The 17,547-nt window shown below is 38.4% G+C and carries 12 protein-coding genes; 8 read left to right on the forward strand and 4 right to left on the reverse strand.

Going from position 1 to position 17,547, the window contains the following annotated elements:
* The first annotated feature begins 146 nt into the window (after nt 1-146).
* The 3 genes from RMY63_RS00255 to RMY63_RS00265 all read left to right on the forward strand — a co-directional run bounded on the left by RMY63_RS00255 (nt 147) and on the right by RMY63_RS00265 (nt 5,328).
* On the forward strand, nt 147-803 hold the full coding sequence (locus RMY63_RS00255) for an NERD domain-containing protein (RefSeq protein ID WP_322726762.1): 657 nt from the start codon (nt 147-149) through the stop codon (nt 801-803).
* A 51-nt stretch (nt 804-854) separates the two neighbouring features.
* Nucleotides 855-1,829 (forward strand): caspase family protein, encoded by a 975-nt coding sequence (locus RMY63_RS00260; RefSeq protein WP_322726763.1) that lies wholly within the window; start codon nt 855-857, stop codon nt 1,827-1,829.
* Nucleotides 1,830-1,977: 148 nt separating this feature from the next.
* The gene (locus tag RMY63_RS00265) at nt 1,978-5,328 is read left to right on the forward strand and encodes an AAA domain-containing protein (RefSeq protein WP_322726764.1); all 3,351 of its coding nucleotides are present in this window, start codon (nt 1,978-1,980) and stop codon (nt 5,326-5,328) included.
* A gap of 8 nt (nt 5,329-5,336) precedes the next feature.
* Here RMY63_RS00265 and RMY63_RS00270 read toward each other — a convergent pair whose 3' ends face one another.
* The 3 genes from RMY63_RS00270 to RMY63_RS00280 form a co-directional block, all read right to left on the reverse strand.
* Nucleotides 5,337-6,551 (reverse strand): SUMF1/EgtB/PvdO family nonheme iron enzyme, encoded by a 1,215-nt coding sequence (locus RMY63_RS00270; protein WP_322726765.1) that lies wholly within the window; start codon nt 6,549-6,551, stop codon nt 5,337-5,339.
* A 242-nt stretch (nt 6,552-6,793) separates the two neighbouring features.
* The gene (locus RMY63_RS00275) at nt 6,794-7,369 is read right to left on the reverse strand and encodes a single-stranded DNA-binding protein (protein ID WP_322726766.1); all 576 of its coding nucleotides are present in this window, start codon (nt 7,367-7,369) and stop codon (nt 6,794-6,796) included.
* A 272-nt stretch (nt 7,370-7,641) separates the two neighbouring features.
* Nucleotides 7,642-8,898 (reverse strand): FAD-dependent oxidoreductase, encoded by a 1,257-nt coding sequence (locus tag RMY63_RS00280; protein WP_322726767.1) that lies wholly within the window; start codon nt 8,896-8,898, stop codon nt 7,642-7,644.
* 154 nt (nt 8,899-9,052) lie between these two features.
* Between RMY63_RS00280 and RMY63_RS00285 the strand changes: the two genes are divergently transcribed.
* From RMY63_RS00285 to RMY63_RS00300, 4 genes are all read left to right on the forward strand, one after another.
* Nucleotides 9,053-10,390, forward strand: a complete 1,338-nt coding sequence (locus tag RMY63_RS00285) for an ABC transporter ATP-binding protein (protein ID WP_322726768.1) — start codon at nt 9,053-9,055, stop codon at nt 10,388-10,390.
* Between the two features lie 142 nt (nt 10,391-10,532).
* On the forward strand, nt 10,533-10,742 hold the full coding sequence (locus RMY63_RS00290; protein ID WP_322726769.1) for a DUF4160 domain-containing protein: 210 nt from the start codon (nt 10,533-10,535) through the stop codon (nt 10,740-10,742).
* 57 nt (nt 10,743-10,799) lie between these two features.
* Entirely contained in the window at nt 10,800-11,078 is a 279-nt protein-coding gene (locus RMY63_RS00295; RefSeq protein WP_322726770.1) for a DUF2442 domain-containing protein, read from the forward strand.
* A gap of 729 nt (nt 11,079-11,807) precedes the next feature.
* On the forward strand, nt 11,808-14,816 hold the full coding sequence (locus RMY63_RS00300; RefSeq protein WP_322726771.1) for an AAA-like domain-containing protein: 3,009 nt from the start codon (nt 11,808-11,810) through the stop codon (nt 14,814-14,816).
* A gap of 27 nt (nt 14,817-14,843) precedes the next feature.
* On the opposite strand, the gene RMY63_RS00305 is transcribed toward RMY63_RS00300, so the two are convergent.
* Nucleotides 14,844-15,614, reverse strand: a complete 771-nt coding sequence (locus RMY63_RS00305) for a transposase (RefSeq protein ID WP_322726772.1) — start codon at nt 15,612-15,614, stop codon at nt 14,844-14,846.
* A 40-nt stretch (nt 15,615-15,654) separates the two neighbouring features.
* Here RMY63_RS00305 and RMY63_RS00310 point away from each other — a divergent pair, with 40 nt between their 5' ends.
* Nucleotides 15,655-17,541 carry an AAA-like domain-containing protein gene (locus tag RMY63_RS00310; protein WP_322726773.1) on the forward strand — a complete coding sequence of 629 codons (1,887 nt, stop codon included), beginning with the start codon at nt 15,655-15,657 and terminating at the stop codon, nt 17,539-17,541.
* Nucleotides 17,542-17,547: the final 6 nt, after the last annotated feature.

Consider the following 17,547-nt stretch of genomic DNA (forward strand, 5'->3'; position numbering starts at 1 on the left):
CTTCTTGGCAGTTTTTCACGTACTTCCACAATATACACGCATTTGCGATATGGAACTGTCTGTGATCTCTGCAAATTGCGATCGGCTCATGGTATCCTCTTTTTTCAGAGTTCCAGTCTTTACATAACAGCATTAACTACAAAAAATTGCCACCACGAACAAAACAGCCAGGAGAACAAATCCGTAAATTGGTTAAGGAGCGTCGCCAGTCTGCAATGCTGAGTTATGCTTTTGCAGTGCTTGTTTTAATGGGAACAGTACTGTTATTCAGTATATTCAGTACTTCTTTTGTGGGGATGTTGCTCTCGCTGGGGGCATTGGTAGGCTCATACTACCTGTATAGTAATGGGCAACACTTAATGAAAAGAGCGGGTGATGCTCAACGTGGTGCTACAGCCGAAACTGAAGTAGCTATATTATTGTGCCCTTTGGAACATCGAGGATGGCAAGTAGAATACAACCTCCGAATTAGGAGATGGGGAGATGCAGATGTGGTGCTGCATTCTCCTCAAAATAACTGGTATGTAGTCGATGTTAAATCCCATAGCGGCACTAAAGTTTACGAAAGTCGTCGTCTGCGTAAACGCTACGGCAGAAATACCTTTGATTTTAACGAAGGCGATTTGATACGCAAAGTTAAAGGTCAAGCAACAGAAGTAAAACACTTAAAAAGTGCGCGGTGGGTGACTGCACTGCTTTGTTTTACAAAAGGTAATGTCGATATTCCTAGCAATGAGGTTGGCGGTGTTTATGTTGTAAATGCCAGTGATTTAGTTAATACTTTGTTACATTTAGATAAATAATAGATATTCTCTGTAAAATCACTTAAGCATCACTTACATACATGGAGTTAAATGAAAGTGAGCGATAAATTTACTCACGGTTATGCACTATTAATTGGTGTAGGAGAGTCTAAATATAGTAAGCTTTCGCTGCCAGTAACAGTAAAAGATACTCAAGCAATTTATGCTGCTTTAATTGACCCGCAACTATGTGCCTATCACGATGATAAAGATCATATTCGGGTGCTGAATAATCAAGAAGCAAATAAAGCCGCGATTTTAGATGGATTGAATTGGTTAAAAGAAAAATCAGCTGCAGACCCACATGCAACGGTATTTGTTTATTATTCAGGACATGGCTGGATAGATAAAAATACACAACATTATTATTTACTACAACATGATGTAAAGCCAAATAAACTTCCTAGCTCTGCACTTGCAGCTGAAACTTTCACTGATGCATTAAGGCAAATAAAAGCAGAACGTTTATTAGTTGTGATTGATAGTTGTCATGCAGCAGGAATGGCAACTTCTAAAGAGGCTGATTTGGAATTAGAAGAAGAATTTGAGGATTTTATTCGAGTTGCTCCATCTAAAGATTTGATTAATGATTTGAAACAAGGCAAAGGTAGAGTAGTTTTTACTTCCTCTGAAGGTGAGCAACAATCTTGGATAAAAGATGAATCAAGTAGCATCTATACTTATCACTTTCTCGAAGCTTTGCAAGGTGCTGGGAATCAGCCAGGAGATACAGAAATTCGAGTTTCTAATTTAATGAATTATCTGGGCAAAACTGTACCTGAAAGTGCCTGTAAGCTTTACTACAATGCTGAACAAATTCCGCATTTTGACATGGATGCAGGAGATTTTGTAATTGCCAAACTTAGGGGTGGTAAAGGTTTACCTGATAAGGGATGGGATGAAATCAAGCCCCAAGCTACACAAAATATTAATAAAATTGCCGAGACGATAAAACAGTATGGAAAGTTTATCACGAATATTAATAAAGCTAGTGATATCCATATTGGTGATATTTACAATAAATAACTGCTGCAAAACTATAAAGGGATAATTGATGACTACCCCAAATGAATTGAAGGATATTTTTGAAAAGATTGCAGTCGGTACTCCTATCTTATTAGACTAATAATAATACATAGAAAACTCAAGCTTGCATCACAACCTGGAGGTACTTTTGAACACAGCCAGCAAGGTAGATAAAATTCTCAATGCGTGGTTCGATTACATTGCATTGGATGATTACAGTAATGCCAGAATTGAAGCTAACAGTGATAAAGTCAAACAGCGTGGTGTCAAGCTAGTATGCGACCATATATTAATTGATATAACCACTTTTTCAGAACTACAAAAAAAAGTTAAACAAAGGCAAAAATTTCAACAAGAAGCAGCGTGGGTTTTATCTTTTCCACAAGTTTTAGATGTAGAAGAGAGGAAATCTTATCTTTGTCCTCTGTTTAGCTTGGATGTTACATCCATCCTCAAGGGAGAGTATCAAGAGCAAGGATGGAACTTAGATAGCTTGACACTCATAGAAGCCGGAGACAACTTAGCCACATTCCTTAAATTAGATGATGAACAGTGTGAACAATTGATTACTAAAGATGGGCTACGACGGTTTCTTGAAACAACTTTTGGGCTAATATTTAATAGCTATCAGGATTGGATGGAGCGAATTATTATACCTCGTCGCTCTCGTGACCCAATTCAACGTCAGCCCTACTTATTTGAGTTTACAGGCGGTAGATTTACTGGTAATCTCCGGCAAGACTTGAAAGATATTAAATTAGGCTCGAAAAATTGGTCAAAAGGACATCCAGCTTATGAATATTTGTTCGGTGTGCCTAACTCTGCAAAAGATGAACTTATTTACATGGGAGCTTTCCCAACTCATGCACCTACTAATTCACAATCAACAGCACTAAAACACGCTCAAAGTGAACCTATAACAGCTGTACAAGGGCCTCCTGGTTCGGGAAAAACTACTCTTATTCTTCATCTTATTGCTCAACAGGTAGTCAACCGCGCACTCAGCTTAATTGAAACTGGTAAGAACATCAATAACCTGACAGTAGTGAGTAGCACGAATAACAAAGCAGTTGATAATGTTATTGAAAAGCTAGATAAATTTTTCAAAAATGAATTATTTTATCTAAAAGGAGGAAATAAAAATAATATTCAATCATCTAGTGGAGCCATTGAGCAACTGCGGCAAGCTATTGATTTTTTACAAAAAAACAGCTTTGATGAACAACTATATAATTCCTTAAAACAGAGTATTAAAGCAATTAAAGTTGAAATATTAGCAGAAGAGTCTAAATATTTAGAACTACGTCATCAACGAGATTTAGATGAAAAACGACACCAACATCTTTCCGAGAAAATTCAAACACTGCAAAAGTATTTAGATGAAATTATAGCTGCCATAACCCCCTTTCAAAGAGGAGCAAGAGCTTTATCAGAGTATAATCAACTACCAATCCAAGCTTATCGGACAATAGAGAAGCACTTTAATAAGGCTGAATCACTGCTATCTGAAGGAAGATTAATTTGGTGGGTTCGTCTATGGCGTTGGCTGACTGGTAAAACAGAAGAACGTATTTTACGTGATGTCAATTCAGCTTGCCAATCAGCAATAGCACAAACATCTGGAACTAGTTTTCCTATAAAACCACCTAGCACTCGTGCTGATTTAATTCAACAAGTGCGATTAGTTAGAGAAAGAATATATAAGGCAGATGAGTTAAAAAATGTACAACAAATATTAGAGCAAAAGTATAACGATAGAGACAACACAAAGCGACAAAGTGATGATGCTTTTAAGGAATTCCAAATATTAGAAGTTAGCTTGGCAACTCCACTAGAAAATTTTTATGCTTCGTTTCATCAAAATTTTCATGACAAGCACCAAGAGCTATTTAAGTTATCGTCGCAATTTATTATTCAGCAAGCACTATACAATAAAGACAGAGGAAAACAGACTTTAGAACTATATTCAAGTGTTCTCTCAGGATATAGGAAAGATAAAGATAGGATGGCAGAAAACTTAGATGAACATATCAAATATCTGAGTTTAATTTTTCCTGTCATCACTACTACCTTACCCTCAGTGCGAAATATGCTTCCGTGGATTGGGGAATGTGTTGACCGTACAATTGTAGATGAAGCTGGAATGATTGATCAGCATAAGACTTTTCCGTTATTGGTGCGATCGCGCAAAGCTATTATTGTTGGTGATCCTCTACAAATTGAACCTATTATCACTCTAAGTCAGCAGAGACGCGATAATTATCGCCAAACAGCGTTTCTTGGCAGAGGATTAACTGAAATTGATTACCATCGTTACAGTCCAGAAGAAGAGTATAGCGCTACTACTTATCATCGCGCCGCTGGAGCAAGTGGAGAAAATAATGATCGGGGCCACGGAATTTTTTTGAAGGAGCATTATCGTTGTGAGCCTAGTATTATTCAATATTGCAACGCTATTACTAACTATGATTTAGAAGTAAAAACAGAGTCAGTAAATTCTTTAGTAGATACACACTTAATTGCTTATGATGTTGAGGGAAATATCCACAATAGTGTAAATGAGGAAGAAGTTACTGCTGTAGGTGAGATAATTCAGCATTTGGTTAAGCAAGGTTATTCATTAGAAGATATAGGTGTTATTTCACCCTTTAATGTTCATGCTGCTGTTTTAAAAGAACGATTAAAAAATAAATTCCCTCAACTAGACTCAAAATCTGTTGGAACAATTCACAAATTTCAAGGTTCTGAGAAGAGAGTAATTATCCTGTCTACAAAAGTATGCCGGCCGCAAGATAATGTTTACTGGATTAACAAACGCCCAAATCTTTTGAATGTGGCTGTATCGAGAGCAAAAGAACTATTTATTTTGGTTGGCAATCTTTACAAACTAGAAAAAGGAAATCTGACGCGTCAGCTAGTTGAACATATTCGGGAGCATGGGGTTGTTTTGGAATACAAATCTGAGGCTGAAATTCCCAAGGCTGAACCTGGAAATGTTCTAATCTATGATTGTGAGCATTTACAGATTTTTAGAGAAGCTATTGAGCAAGTTGAAGAAGAATTGATCGTTGTCACGCCTTGGATTCGAGGCTCTGAATCAAAACGGTTTGTTAATGATGTTGTTTCAGCATTGGAAAGAGGAGTGAAAGTAACCGTAGTTTATGGAAATAAAGGCAGCGAGGAAAATGATTATAATGATGCTGTTATTGAGAATAATTTGAGAGATTTATTCTCACAATATTCAGGTTCACGATTCAGTCATTTAGGTGAAGGAATACATATAGAAAGTAGGGGAACAAATGCAAGAATTTTAGTTTGTGATACGAAACTTGCTGTTATGGGCAGTTGGAATTGGTTGTCTCATCCTTACAGAAAGCAGTGTAGCAGGTCATCAATGAATATTAAGCCTCAAATTCGCCAAGAGACAAGTATAAAAATTTCTGACATATCATCTATTGAAGATGTCAAAGCAAGTATTTCTCGACTAATTACACCATAATAAAAAAATTATGTCAAATTACAAACAACCCGAAAACCAAATCTACTATCAGTAACGCTTGCCATTTCAGAAAAGCGAGATGCAGAACGACAGCAGCTTGGAGAAGAATCCCAAGAACCACCGCGCAAAATTCGATATTCTTCATTGCCATCATTTAACCATACACTCCCATCTAAGGGTGCGCCTTGATAGTCTTCGTGTTCGTAGTCATCACACCACTCCCAAACTAGCCCGTGCATATCGCATAATCCAAAAGCATTCGCTGGAAAATTACCAACCTCTATTGTCTGCTGGTGATAAAAAGCATGAATATTTTCTTTGTGTCCACAATAATTTGCTAAATTAGTCGTAATTATTTTGCCAAAATGGAATGGAGTTGATGTTTGGGCACGACAGGTATATTCCCATTCAGCTTCGCTAGGTAAGCGGTATTTTCTTCCTGTTTCTCGTGAAATTCGCTCACAAAACTCTTGTGCATCATACCAAGATACTCTTTCTACAGGTAAGTTATCTCCTTTAAAACAAGATGGTTCTAGTTCAAGACGGCGTTTAATTTTTGGAAGCTTTGCAATAACTCTCCACTGTGCTTGAGTAATAGGATACTTACCTATAAAAAAGGGATTTAAAGCTACTATGTGCTGGGGACGTTCATCTTCAAGTGATTCAAATTCATCTTGAGGTGCGCCCATTTGAAATTTACCACCAGCAATAGAAACCATTTCCAATATGATGCCATCTGCTAAATTTTCTATAAAAGACTCAGCTTGTTTAAGACAACGCTTAGTTTCTATTCCTTGAGTATCTATAGTTACAACTTCAAACTCGAATTTTGTGATAGCTGGTATTGTTGCAGGAGGAAGCAGTGGTGTTTGTGCGTTAGTTGTAACTATAAACTTTTCATTTGTAGCCGGAGGAGAAATGTTAGATATAAGAGAAATCTGGGAATTTGCCTGTGTGGCTGTTTCAATGCCGATTTTCTTGAGTATTTCTTGTATCTGTCGAAGAATTGCGATCGCTTCTTCATTAATGCCTTCGTTGACGATGTTATCGCCGATATGAATATTGTTGCTATCAGGGGTATTAACTATATATTTAGCCGACTGCACCAAATTTTGATTATTACTATTTTCTAGCCATTGTCGCAGTAGAGCAATATCCTTTTTATCTTTTTTACCATCTATGATGCGGTCAAGTATCGTGATTAACTCGTAAGGTGTAGTCATTCAATACCATCAAGTCTTACAAACATTTATTAAAAAAAAATAGTGTAACTTTCTCTATCTCTAACTCACTCGATAGCCAAACTAAGTGATGTAATGTATTACGACAAGATGCAAAACATCAACGCAGACAAAAAAATAGCACACCCTAAAGAATGGCTATTTGTAAAAATTCTCTAATCGTAATGTTAATTAGCAAATTGAATTGTTAATTAGCAAATTGAATACACGCTCAACTACCAACTTTAGAACGGAATATCATCTGGATCTGGTTCTTCCTCTTTCACTGCTGGATAAGTGGTTCGCTCATAATTTGTGGGTTGGGGTACGGGTTCGTAAGTTTTCGCTTGGGGAGCAACGCCAACAGGATTTGTAGCCGGGGTAGGCGCTGGACGTGGTGACTCGTAAGTGGGAACGTCTTTCTGTGCCGGACGAGATGCTGAAGATGGTTGTTGGGGAGCAGTTTCAGTGAATGATGGAGTTATGGTTGCTGAGGGTAATGGATCGGTATTAAAACTACCTCCAACAGATTGAATTTGTTGCACTGTCAATTCAGCGCGTTTTTCTTTAAAACCTTCTTGACGATCAACAGTATTCATAGTTAAACGTCCTACCAGGATGACGCGATCGCCTTGGTGGTAGTTTTGCTGAATTTCTGTTGCTAAATTCCCCCAACCGACAACTTTCAGGGTGGCTGGCGGATCTTCTGGTTTCTGAGAATTGGGAAACTGTACCAGCATTTCCGTAACTCCCAGATTATCGGCTGTATAGCGGAGTTGCGGCTCGTTAATAATTTCCGCCATCAAAACGCAGCTGTTCATTAAAATTACTCCTGACTGCAAAAAGTACTGATTGAAAAAGAGGGGGTTTTTGTATGTAGTGTCAATTAATATCTAGATATGTTTAATTGTTTGCATTTTTTAATAATGCCTGAGTTTTTAGTCCTTTCTAGCATAAAAGCCAAGCGATCGCTTTGAACAGCATTGAGTATACTGTTCGCCACCCTCGCTTGACTAAATTGAGCATTCAATTCTGCATAGAGTAGTATAATTGTACCATCTATTGATTAAATAGAAAAAATTCTTGGCAAAAATTAAGCCTTGACGTGAACTGGAAAAACACCCAAGGCGATCAACCTGGCTGGAAGGTCGCGCAAGATGGGTAAGCGCAAAAACGCAGGTGGTACAAAGGGGCGATTTGAGGTGAGAACCGGGGCCAATATCCGCTTTTGGATCAAAGTTTGAAACGCCTGAATGATGCGTGTGGGCAACTCGCGTTGACGCTGTACTTTTGCTAGGTCGCTAAGTTCTACTTGTCGGTTCTTGAGCGGTTTGCTGAGTATATTCGCCGCAACTACAGCATCTTGAATTGCGTAGTTAATGCCAACTCCACCAACGGGGGACATTATATGAGCTGCATCACCGATGAGTAACAGTCCCGAACGATACCAACTTTTGACACGGCTGGACTCGACTGAGAGAAAAGCTATTTGTGACCAATCATGTAAATTTTGAATGCGTTCCTGGAATTCTGGCACTACTTCGACAACAGATTTTTTTAATTCCTCCAAACCCGCAGCCCTTAGTTGTTGATAGCCTCCTTTAGGAATAATATAGGCAACTTGCCACTCATCACCACGGTCAAGCATAGCAATGATGTTACCTTGCCCAAACCGCCCCATTCCCCCCTCTGAGTCTTCTGGCTGACGCGGTAGGCGAAACCAGAGGACATCCATTGGCGGCGAAGTTTCGATGGACTCAAACTCACCCAAGTGGCGTAAACGTGAGTGGCGACCGTCTGCACCCACTGTCAGTATTGCTCGGATTTCATGCCAACCACCGCCTCCCCGATAGCGGACACCTTGAATTACATCATTTTCGGTAATTAATTCCTGTACATTCGCACCCATCACCAGATGGAAACTAGGATATTTTTGGGCTTCTTGGGTGATGAACTCCAGGAATTTCACCTGGGGAAGCATTGTAATGTAGGGATAATGGGTTTTCAGATGGCTAAAATCTGCGAATGTGACAGTATCTTGAGGAGTTTGAATACTAATTTGGCGCATTTTGGTATGGGGGAGTTTTAGCAAGCGATCGCTAAGTCCCAATTCTTCCATAATTTCCATCACCGATGGATGAATCGTATCGCCACGAAAGTCGCGATCGAAGTCTTTGTGTGCTTCCAGCAGCATCACCGAAATGCCTTGACGCGCTAACAACAGCGCCAATACTGCTCCTGCTGGCCCCCCACCCACAATGCAACAATCTGTGGTTTGTACGTCTACAATGTCATGAACAGGGTTAATGCTTGGGTCTTGGGAAAGATTTTTAGGTACATTGGTAGTCATAACAACACCTCCTAACAGCCCTAAAATTTAGAATAGTTTGCTTTTTATAGTGAAAGCTATTTTTTTAACTTTTCGTATTTACATAGAACGTGTATTATGATGGGCGCTAAACTGTCATTGGTCATTGGTCATTAGTCATTAGTCATTAGTCATTGTGTCCCAAGTTGTTTTAGAAAACGTTTATAAAAGTTTTTCCCCGCGTAAAGGGGAAAGTGTGACTTCAGACAACCAATCTTCCCTCACGTCTGGGGAGAAAACTGATGCAGCGCAAGAACGTGGGGGAAGTGTAAACGTCTTGCGGCGGATTAACCTGACGATCGCAGATGGTGAGTTTATGGTGCTGGTAGGCCCTTCCGGCTGTGGTAAAAGTACCCTGCTGCGGTTAATCGCTGGTTTAGAAGTGATGACTGGCGGTAATATTTGGGTAGGCGATCGCTTAATCAATGACCTACCACCCAAAGAACGCGACATCGCAATGGTGTTTCAAAATTACGCCCTCTATCCTCACATGACGGTGTATGACAACATCGCCTTTGGGTTACGCCGCAGGAAATTAGGGAATAGGGAATGGGGAATAGGGAATAGGGAAAATCAGCATTCCCCACTCCCCACTCCCTACTCCCCACTCCCCTACTGGGCAGAAAATCTCTTCGTCGGGGCGACCAGAAAGTTACCTAAAGGATTACGCTACATTTCTGACAAAGAACGGGCGGTGAATGAACAGGTGCGTAGTGTTGCTCAATTGTTGCAAATCGAAACATTGCTGAATCGCTTACCCAAACAGCTATCTGGGGGACAAAGACAACGGGTTGCATTGGGGAGGGCGATCGCGCGTGACCCTCAAGTATTTTTAATGGATGAACCGCTTTCTAACTTAGATGCCAAACTGCGGGCGGAAACCCGCGCCCAAATTGTCAAATTGCAGCGCCAATTGGGGACAACGACAATTTACGTTACCCATGACCAAACAGAAGCGATGACAATGGGCGATCGCATTGCGATTATGTCTGAGGGTAAAATTCAGCAAGTCGCTTCTCCTCTAGAACTTTACAACCGCCCTGCCAATCTTTTTGTCGCAGAGTTCATTGGTTCACCACCGATGAATTTTATTCCTGTAGAATTTCATGCCCCACAGTTGATTACTCGTTCCCAGTTTCGTTTCACCCTCCCAGAAGTTTGGGGAAAAGCTTTACAAAAATATGATGGGAAAACTCTAATTTTAGGCATTCGCCCAGAACACTTAAATTTGAGTATGCCTGCAACCAAAAATCTACCAGTACAAGTAGATTTAGTAGAGAATTTAGGTAACGATTCCTTTCTCGCTGTTCAGATTGCCGAACCAGGATCTCAAAGAGCTGCTACAGCTAATTACCTACAAGTGCGAATACCACCAGACCGATTTGTACAACCTGGGGAGCAACTTTGGTTATCGCTAACTCCAGAGAAAATTCACTTTTTTGATCCGGAAACTGAGTTAGCGATATTTCCTTAAGAAATCAATTGCCTAGTTGATATTTTCAGAAGTAGCAAAGTGGCGTAGGCGTAGCCCGTCGTAGACATCGCTTGACTTACCATGAATCCCTTGAACGTAGACGCACATTGGCTTCCCATATATCCTCAAGAGAGAATAAAGTATGCCAGAAATTAGGCGTTTTTTTGGGATGATTGTCACTATGTATTACAATGACCATCCGCCTCCACATTTTCACGTAAGATACAACCAACAAAAAGCTATTATTAGCATTGAAACCTTAGAAATTTTAGAAGGTAAACTTAGCTCCAGAGCTTTTAAACTTATATTAGAATGGGCGACTTTACATCAAAATGAATTGATGGAAAACTGAGAACTAGCTAGAGACAATCAAATCCTCAATAGCGTCTTACCATTGGAGTAGTAAAATATGTTAAAAGACATTATTGCAGTAGAACTAAGGGAAAATTATCAACTATATATCCGTTTTGAAGACGAAGTGGAAGGAATAATTGATGTTAGTAAGCTGATTAAATTTACAGGTGTTTTTGCACCTTTACAAGATCAAAAATACTTTGCTCAAGTTGAATTAAACCACGAATTAGGCACAATCCAATGGCGATCAGGAGCCGACCTCGATCCAGATGTTCTCTATGCAGTGATTAGCAATCAGCCTATTCCTAAATATAAGTCACTACGGTTCACTTAAGGATAATTGTAGCGACTGTCTTGATTGTCAAGTGCGTAGCTTGCCGCCGTAGGCATCGCCTGATGTTGTAGCGACCCGTTAAAAGTCAAGCGACGCCGAATAGCCCGTCGTAGACATCGCTTTGTTTGTGGAGATTTATGAAAGCGATCGTACTGTGTACTTGATCGCGGTGCGACTAAGTTTGAAGTACCTCAACACGACTTTGAAGTACCTCAACACGACTTTAAAGTACCTCAAAACGACTTTGAAGTACCTCAACACGACTTTGAAGTACCTCAAAACGACTTTGAAGTACCTCAAAACGACTTTGAAGTACCTCAACACGACTTTGGAGTACCTCAACACGACTTTGGAGTACCTCAAAACGACTTTGGAGTACCTCAAAACGACTTTGGAGTACCTCAAAACGACTTTGGAGTACTTCAACATGACTTCGAGGTATCTGTTGCTTATATAGCAGTCCTAAATCATTCGTGAGAATTTGAGATCGTTTTAACCCCCTTGTAGTCCTGTTTTGTTAAGGGGGGACGGCTCAGACATTGAGATCAAAAGTGCGATGCCTGCTCTGGGCTACGCGATCGCTTGATATTGTAGATTGGGTTGTAGCTTGCTTCTCCTAATTGCTAAATCAAAATTTTCATAAACTTATGAGAGAAACTCCAGCCTTTAAGCCGTATATTGTGTCTTAATTGACATATTACCTGAGTATTGCCCATGTAGTATATAATTATGAACTTGCCTGTTCCCCAAGATTATCAATATCAATTTGGTGGTAGTCTTCCTGCAAATGCACCTACCTACGTCACACGCAAAGCTGATGCAGATTTGTATCAGGCTGTAAAAGCTGGAGAGTTTTGTTTTGTCCTCAACTCTCGACAAATGGGTAAATCCAGTCTGCGTGTCCGCACAATGCAAAGCTTACAGGGTGAAGGAATTGCTTGTGTATCTATTGATTTAACTGCAATTGGGACATCAGAGCTAACGTCTGAACAATGGTATTCTGGGATTATTGATACTATTGCTGGTTCTGAAAGTTTAAAGTTAGGTGAGCAGTTTGATTTAGATGAGTTATGGGAAGAAAATTCCCGATTTTCTGATGTGCAGATTTTTGGAAAGTTTATTGACAAATTACTAAAATTAATTTCCACACAGATTGTTATTTTTATAGATGAAATTGATAGTGTTCTCAGTTTAAAATTTCCGGTTGATGATTTTTTTGCTTTAATTCGAGCTTTCTTTAATCAAAGAGTTGATAATTCTGAATATCAACGTATTAATTTTGTGCTTTTGGGAGTCGCCACCCCTTCTGAGTTAATTCAAGATAAAAAACGTACTCCTTTTAATATTGGTAAAGGAATTGAATTAACCGGATTTGAATTTGCAGAAGCTTTACCTTTAATTAACGGATTATTTGGACAAACTAGCAACCCCGAAGCCGTACTAAAAGCGATTTTAGACTGGACTGGGGGACAGCCCTTTTTAACTCAGAAAATCTGTGAATTTGTCCGTAAATCTGCAACTGTAATTTCCCCAAGTAAAGAAGCTATTTTTGTAGAGAATTTAGTCAGAGATAAAGTGATTCAGAATTGGGAATCTCAAGATGAACCGGAACATTTTAGAACCATTCGGGATAGAATTTTAAAAAGAGATGAACAGAAAGCAGCATACTTATTAGATTTATATCAACAAGTATGGCACTCAGGCGGAATTGATATTGATAGTAGTATTGAACAGAGTGATTTACAGTTAGCGGGAATCGTTGTTAAAAAGGAAAGTAAATTAAAAGTTTATAACCTGATTTATCAAACTATTTTTGACAGCTTATGGATTGAGAAAAGTTTAGCCAGTTTGCGTCCTTATGCAGAAAATTATCGTCAGTGGATTTTATCAGGAAAACAGGATGAGTCTCGGTTATTGCGGGGGAAAGCTTTAGTAGAAGCGTCAACTTGGACAAAGGATAAAAATTTAGGTTTTCAAGATTTAGAATTTTTAGCAGCTAGTCGTAAACGAGAGCGAGAAGAGGAACTAGCAGAAACAGAAGTACAGGCAGAATTAGAAAGAGAAAGGAAAGAAAAGGAAGCAGCAGAAAAGGCTAGACAAATTGAAGCTGAAGCTAAACAAGAAGCAGAAAAACAATTAGTAACTGCTAGGAAAAGAATACGTTTTGGAGTAGTGGTTTTATTTGTTACTTTAGGTGTATCTATAATAGTGGCATCTATAGCTGGTAAGCAAGCAATACTTGAAGAACAAAAAGCTAAAAAGGCTCAAGAAACTGCTAACAATGCTCAAGAAGAATCTCAAAAAGCTACCCAAGAACTTAATCAAACAAAAGGCGAATTAGCAAAGCAGCAGCAGAAATCAGAAAACTTCAAACAAGAAGCAAATACTGCTCAAAGACAAGCTAAAAAAGCTAAAGCAGATTTAGATAAAGCTCAAAAAGATAAAAATAGTTTGGAAGTAGAAAAAAACAAATTAACTAATGATACTAACAAACTACAAGGAAAACTAAAATCTAAATCTGAAGAAATTAGTCAGGTTGAACAGCAAGTTAGAAAAAAGCAACAAGAACTTGAAACTGCTGACAGAAATACAAGTGAACTTAAAAATTCTATTGCTAAAATTACAGAATTATCAGCAGTTGCTTCTCAACTGCAACAAAAAGGGAAAACAAACGAAGCGAATCAGTCCTTGAATATTGCAGGGTTGGTTTTGCAAGATAAAATTAAGAATCTCAAGCTAAAAGAGGTTTTATTAGATAGTGCGTTGGTTTTAGGGTATCAATACCTAGCTGATGAAGAAAAAGAGCGAAATCAAACTTATTTTAGAAAGAAAACCGAGATTTTTGCTAGAAGTATAAAAGAATTATCAAAAATAGAAACCAAAATTGATAACGCTCCAACCAATTTGGCTACTTTAGTTTATATATACTATGTTAAAGGTCGCTTAGATAAATCTAAGGCTTTAGAAGATTACAAGAAAGCATTTGAGCATCTCAAAATTCTAAAATCTAAGTTTCAATCTAATGTTGATTTATTTACCTTAGACCTAAATATTCTCTACAATCGCAATGCTGATATTGTGGCTTTGCTTTATCGTAAACTTAAAGGATTAGACGGCTCCAATCCAGTTTATGATGAATCTTTAAAGAAACATTTCTTGAATGAATTAGAGTATTTGATGCAGCAGCAAAGATGGAGGGAAGCAGATGATAAAAATTGGCAATTTCTTCTCTATTCAGCAGGAAGCGAAACAGAAGGTAATCTAGATTTAACTAATATCAAAAACTTTAGTTGTAATGAATTGAAACAACTAGATACACTTTGGGTAAATAACTCTAAGGGGTATTTTGGTTATAGTGTCCAGAAAAAAATATATTTGGCTACTGGCAATTCTCTCGATTTTGATTGGGAGAAGGGAGAATGGAAAAATTGGAGCGAGAAAGGGTATAATGATTTTACGAAAAGAGTGGGATGGAAAGGACAGGACGGGGAGTGGAGAAGATATGAGGAATTACCCATGAACCTGAAGGATGAGGGAGGAGTATCTATATCTAAGAAGGGAGAACTCCCGTTAAGGGAGGTTACAACGGTTATTTTAAAGGAGACGGTGTGGGATAATGCGATTTGGCGACGAAGCTCTCTTGACGCGGAAGAAACGGCGAACTCTTATAAAGGTCATCTTCTCTTCTTGCAGAGACTTGTAAATTGTACTAAAAAAGACATTTTTACTGATAAATAGAGACACTGCTCCTATCTTCATCTCAAATTATTGACTGCGATCTCTAAAAATCATCCCTGCAACTTGCGGATTGTAACAATTAGCAAAAATAAATTTCTCAGCCACATCAACAATTTCTGGATTACTTGCTTCCCAACTATCCCAAGGCAATCGCATCTGTCCTGATGATGTTTTTTTACCTTTGCCTTTAATTACTTTAGGCAAAAATTGATTACCCCAAAAATACCGTTTTTCTGTTTTCGCTTTTGTTTTGTACTTCTTACAAAAAAACCGATATTTAGCAGCGCATTCATTTAAAGTTTTACCCAACGCTAAAAAAGCCGGATGCCAAGTTGTTAAACCATCATCCCCAAGTCGGTCATAGGTTCCATAATTACTAAAATCATAGAAAAAGCCTTCTTGCATTCCCGCCGCTTTCGGATTCGCATGAATATACCGCAGCGTATTCAATGCCCGTTGATAGTCACTTTGCTCAAATCCTGTGCTGTGATAACGTTTTTCCCAAAAATGTCCTGTACGGTTCAACATTCGGTTAAAACACATTGCTGTGTACCAATTTATCCAGTGCATGATTTTGGGTAAATCGTTCGGTTGTGCTGGCTCAAGTAGATAATGGACATGGTTAGACATAATACATAGGGCATAAAGCTTAAATTGGAACTTAGCCAATGCCTTTTTTAGAGCATAGAGAAACACCTGACGGCATTCGTGACGCGTTAATTTAAACTCGCGGTTATTGCACCGAGTAGTGACGCGATCGCTGTATCCTAGTTTTAAGTCGCGCTGTGGCCGTGGCATAAGAAGAATTTGTCATCCTCTAATTCTCCCCATAATATCTATGCCCTTTAAAAATTTTTTTAACATTTTTTTTGGTAAAACCCCAAAACTTCAACCCGCAGAGATGACTGGTTTAATCAAAATATCAGGATGTGACAACCCTAAGCGGTGCGGGGATGTGATTTTTATTCACGGGTTAGGTGGTCACGCACGAGGAACTTGGCATCCACAAGAACGACGCGACGATGATAATTTCTGGTTAACGTGGCTTGCACAAGAAAGGCCAGATTTAGGTATTTGGTCTTTTGGCTACAAAGCTGAACCCTTTGAGTGGAGAGGGTCAACAATGCCACTCTTTGATAGAGCTAGTAATTTACAAGAATATTTAGAAGTTTCTGATATTGGAAAATACCCAATAATTTTTATCGCTCATAGTATGGGTGGATTATTAGTCAAAGAAATGCTGCGTAATGCTCAGACTTTTCAAAAAAAAGCAGTTATTCAACAGACAAAAGGCATTGTATTTCTCTCGACTCCTCACACTGGTTCTCATCTTGCTAACTTAGTCGATAAAATTGGTATTTTGGCACGAAGCTCTGTTAGTGTTAATGAATTGAAATCACATATTCCCCAACTGCGTCAACTTAATGAGTGGTATCGGCAAAATATTGATTCTTTGGAAATTACTACAAAAGTTTATTTTGAAACGAAACCCACTCAAGGTTTTTTAGTTGTAGACCCAGATAGCGCTAACCCAGCTATCAAAGATGTTCAACCTACCGCTACAGATGATGACCATCTTTCTATCACCAAGCCAACATCAACAAATAATTTAGTCTACAAGGGAGTTAGTCAGTTTATTAAGCAACAATTGCTAATTAATCTAGGCATTGTTGAACAATCAACACCAAAAGTAAAACAGAACAACTCCTCAGTGATTTTTGAAAATACTGATGGTCAAGTTCCTCTTAACTCTCCCTTTTATATCGAGCGTCCAGAGGTGGAAATTAAATGTTATGAGTCCATCCTGCAACCAGGGGCGTTAATCCGCATCAAAGCGCCGCAAAAGATGGGTAAAACTTCTTTAATGAGCCGCATTCTTGAGCATAGTAAACAAAAAGGTTATCGCACAGTTTCTCTTAATTTATGGAGTCAAGAAAATCTTACCGATCTCAATAATTTCTTACAAGCATTCTGTGCAACTCTGAGTTATGAATTAGAGCTAGAAGATAAAATAGATCAATCTTGGAAAAGACGCTTAAGCAGTCAAGTTAACTGCACTAATTATTTAAAAGACTATTTATTAAAAAATATTGATGTTCCCCTAGTATTAGGCTTAGATGATATTGATAAAATTTTTCCTTATTCCGAAATTGCTCAAGAATTTTTTGCTCTACTCCGAGCTTGGCATGAAAACGGTAAAAACGAAGAAATCTGGCAAAAATTACGTTTAGTAATTGCTCATTCTCAAGAAGTATATGTTTCTTTAAATGTCCATAAATCACCATTTAATGTGGGTTTACCTATTGAAATAGGAGAATTCAACGCTACACAAATAAAAGAATTAGTCGAACGACATAAATTAAATTGGTCAGATACAGAAATCGGACAATTAAGGGGAATGATTGATGGTCATCCTTATTTATTAAGAACTGCTCTTTATCAAATTGCCACAGGTAATTTAACTTTAGAAGAATTTCTGAAAGTTGCTGCCACTGATGAGGGATTATTTAGAGGCTTTTTACATCCCTATCTTTCACTGCTGGAAGAAGACAAATTGTTAAAAGCAGCGTTTCAAAAAGTTATCAAGAGTCATATTCCCGTTCAATTAGACTATACACAAAGTTTTAAATTACGCAGTCTGGGCTTAATTAAATTTAAAGAAAATAAAGTTCAATGTCTTTGTAATTTATATCGCTTTTATTTTCGAGAACGCCTATCCGAATGATTACAC

This window comes from Nostoc sp. ChiQUE01b (assembly GCF_034531255.1).
Lineage (GTDB): Bacteria > Cyanobacteriota > Cyanobacteriia > Cyanobacteriales > Nostocaceae > Nostoc.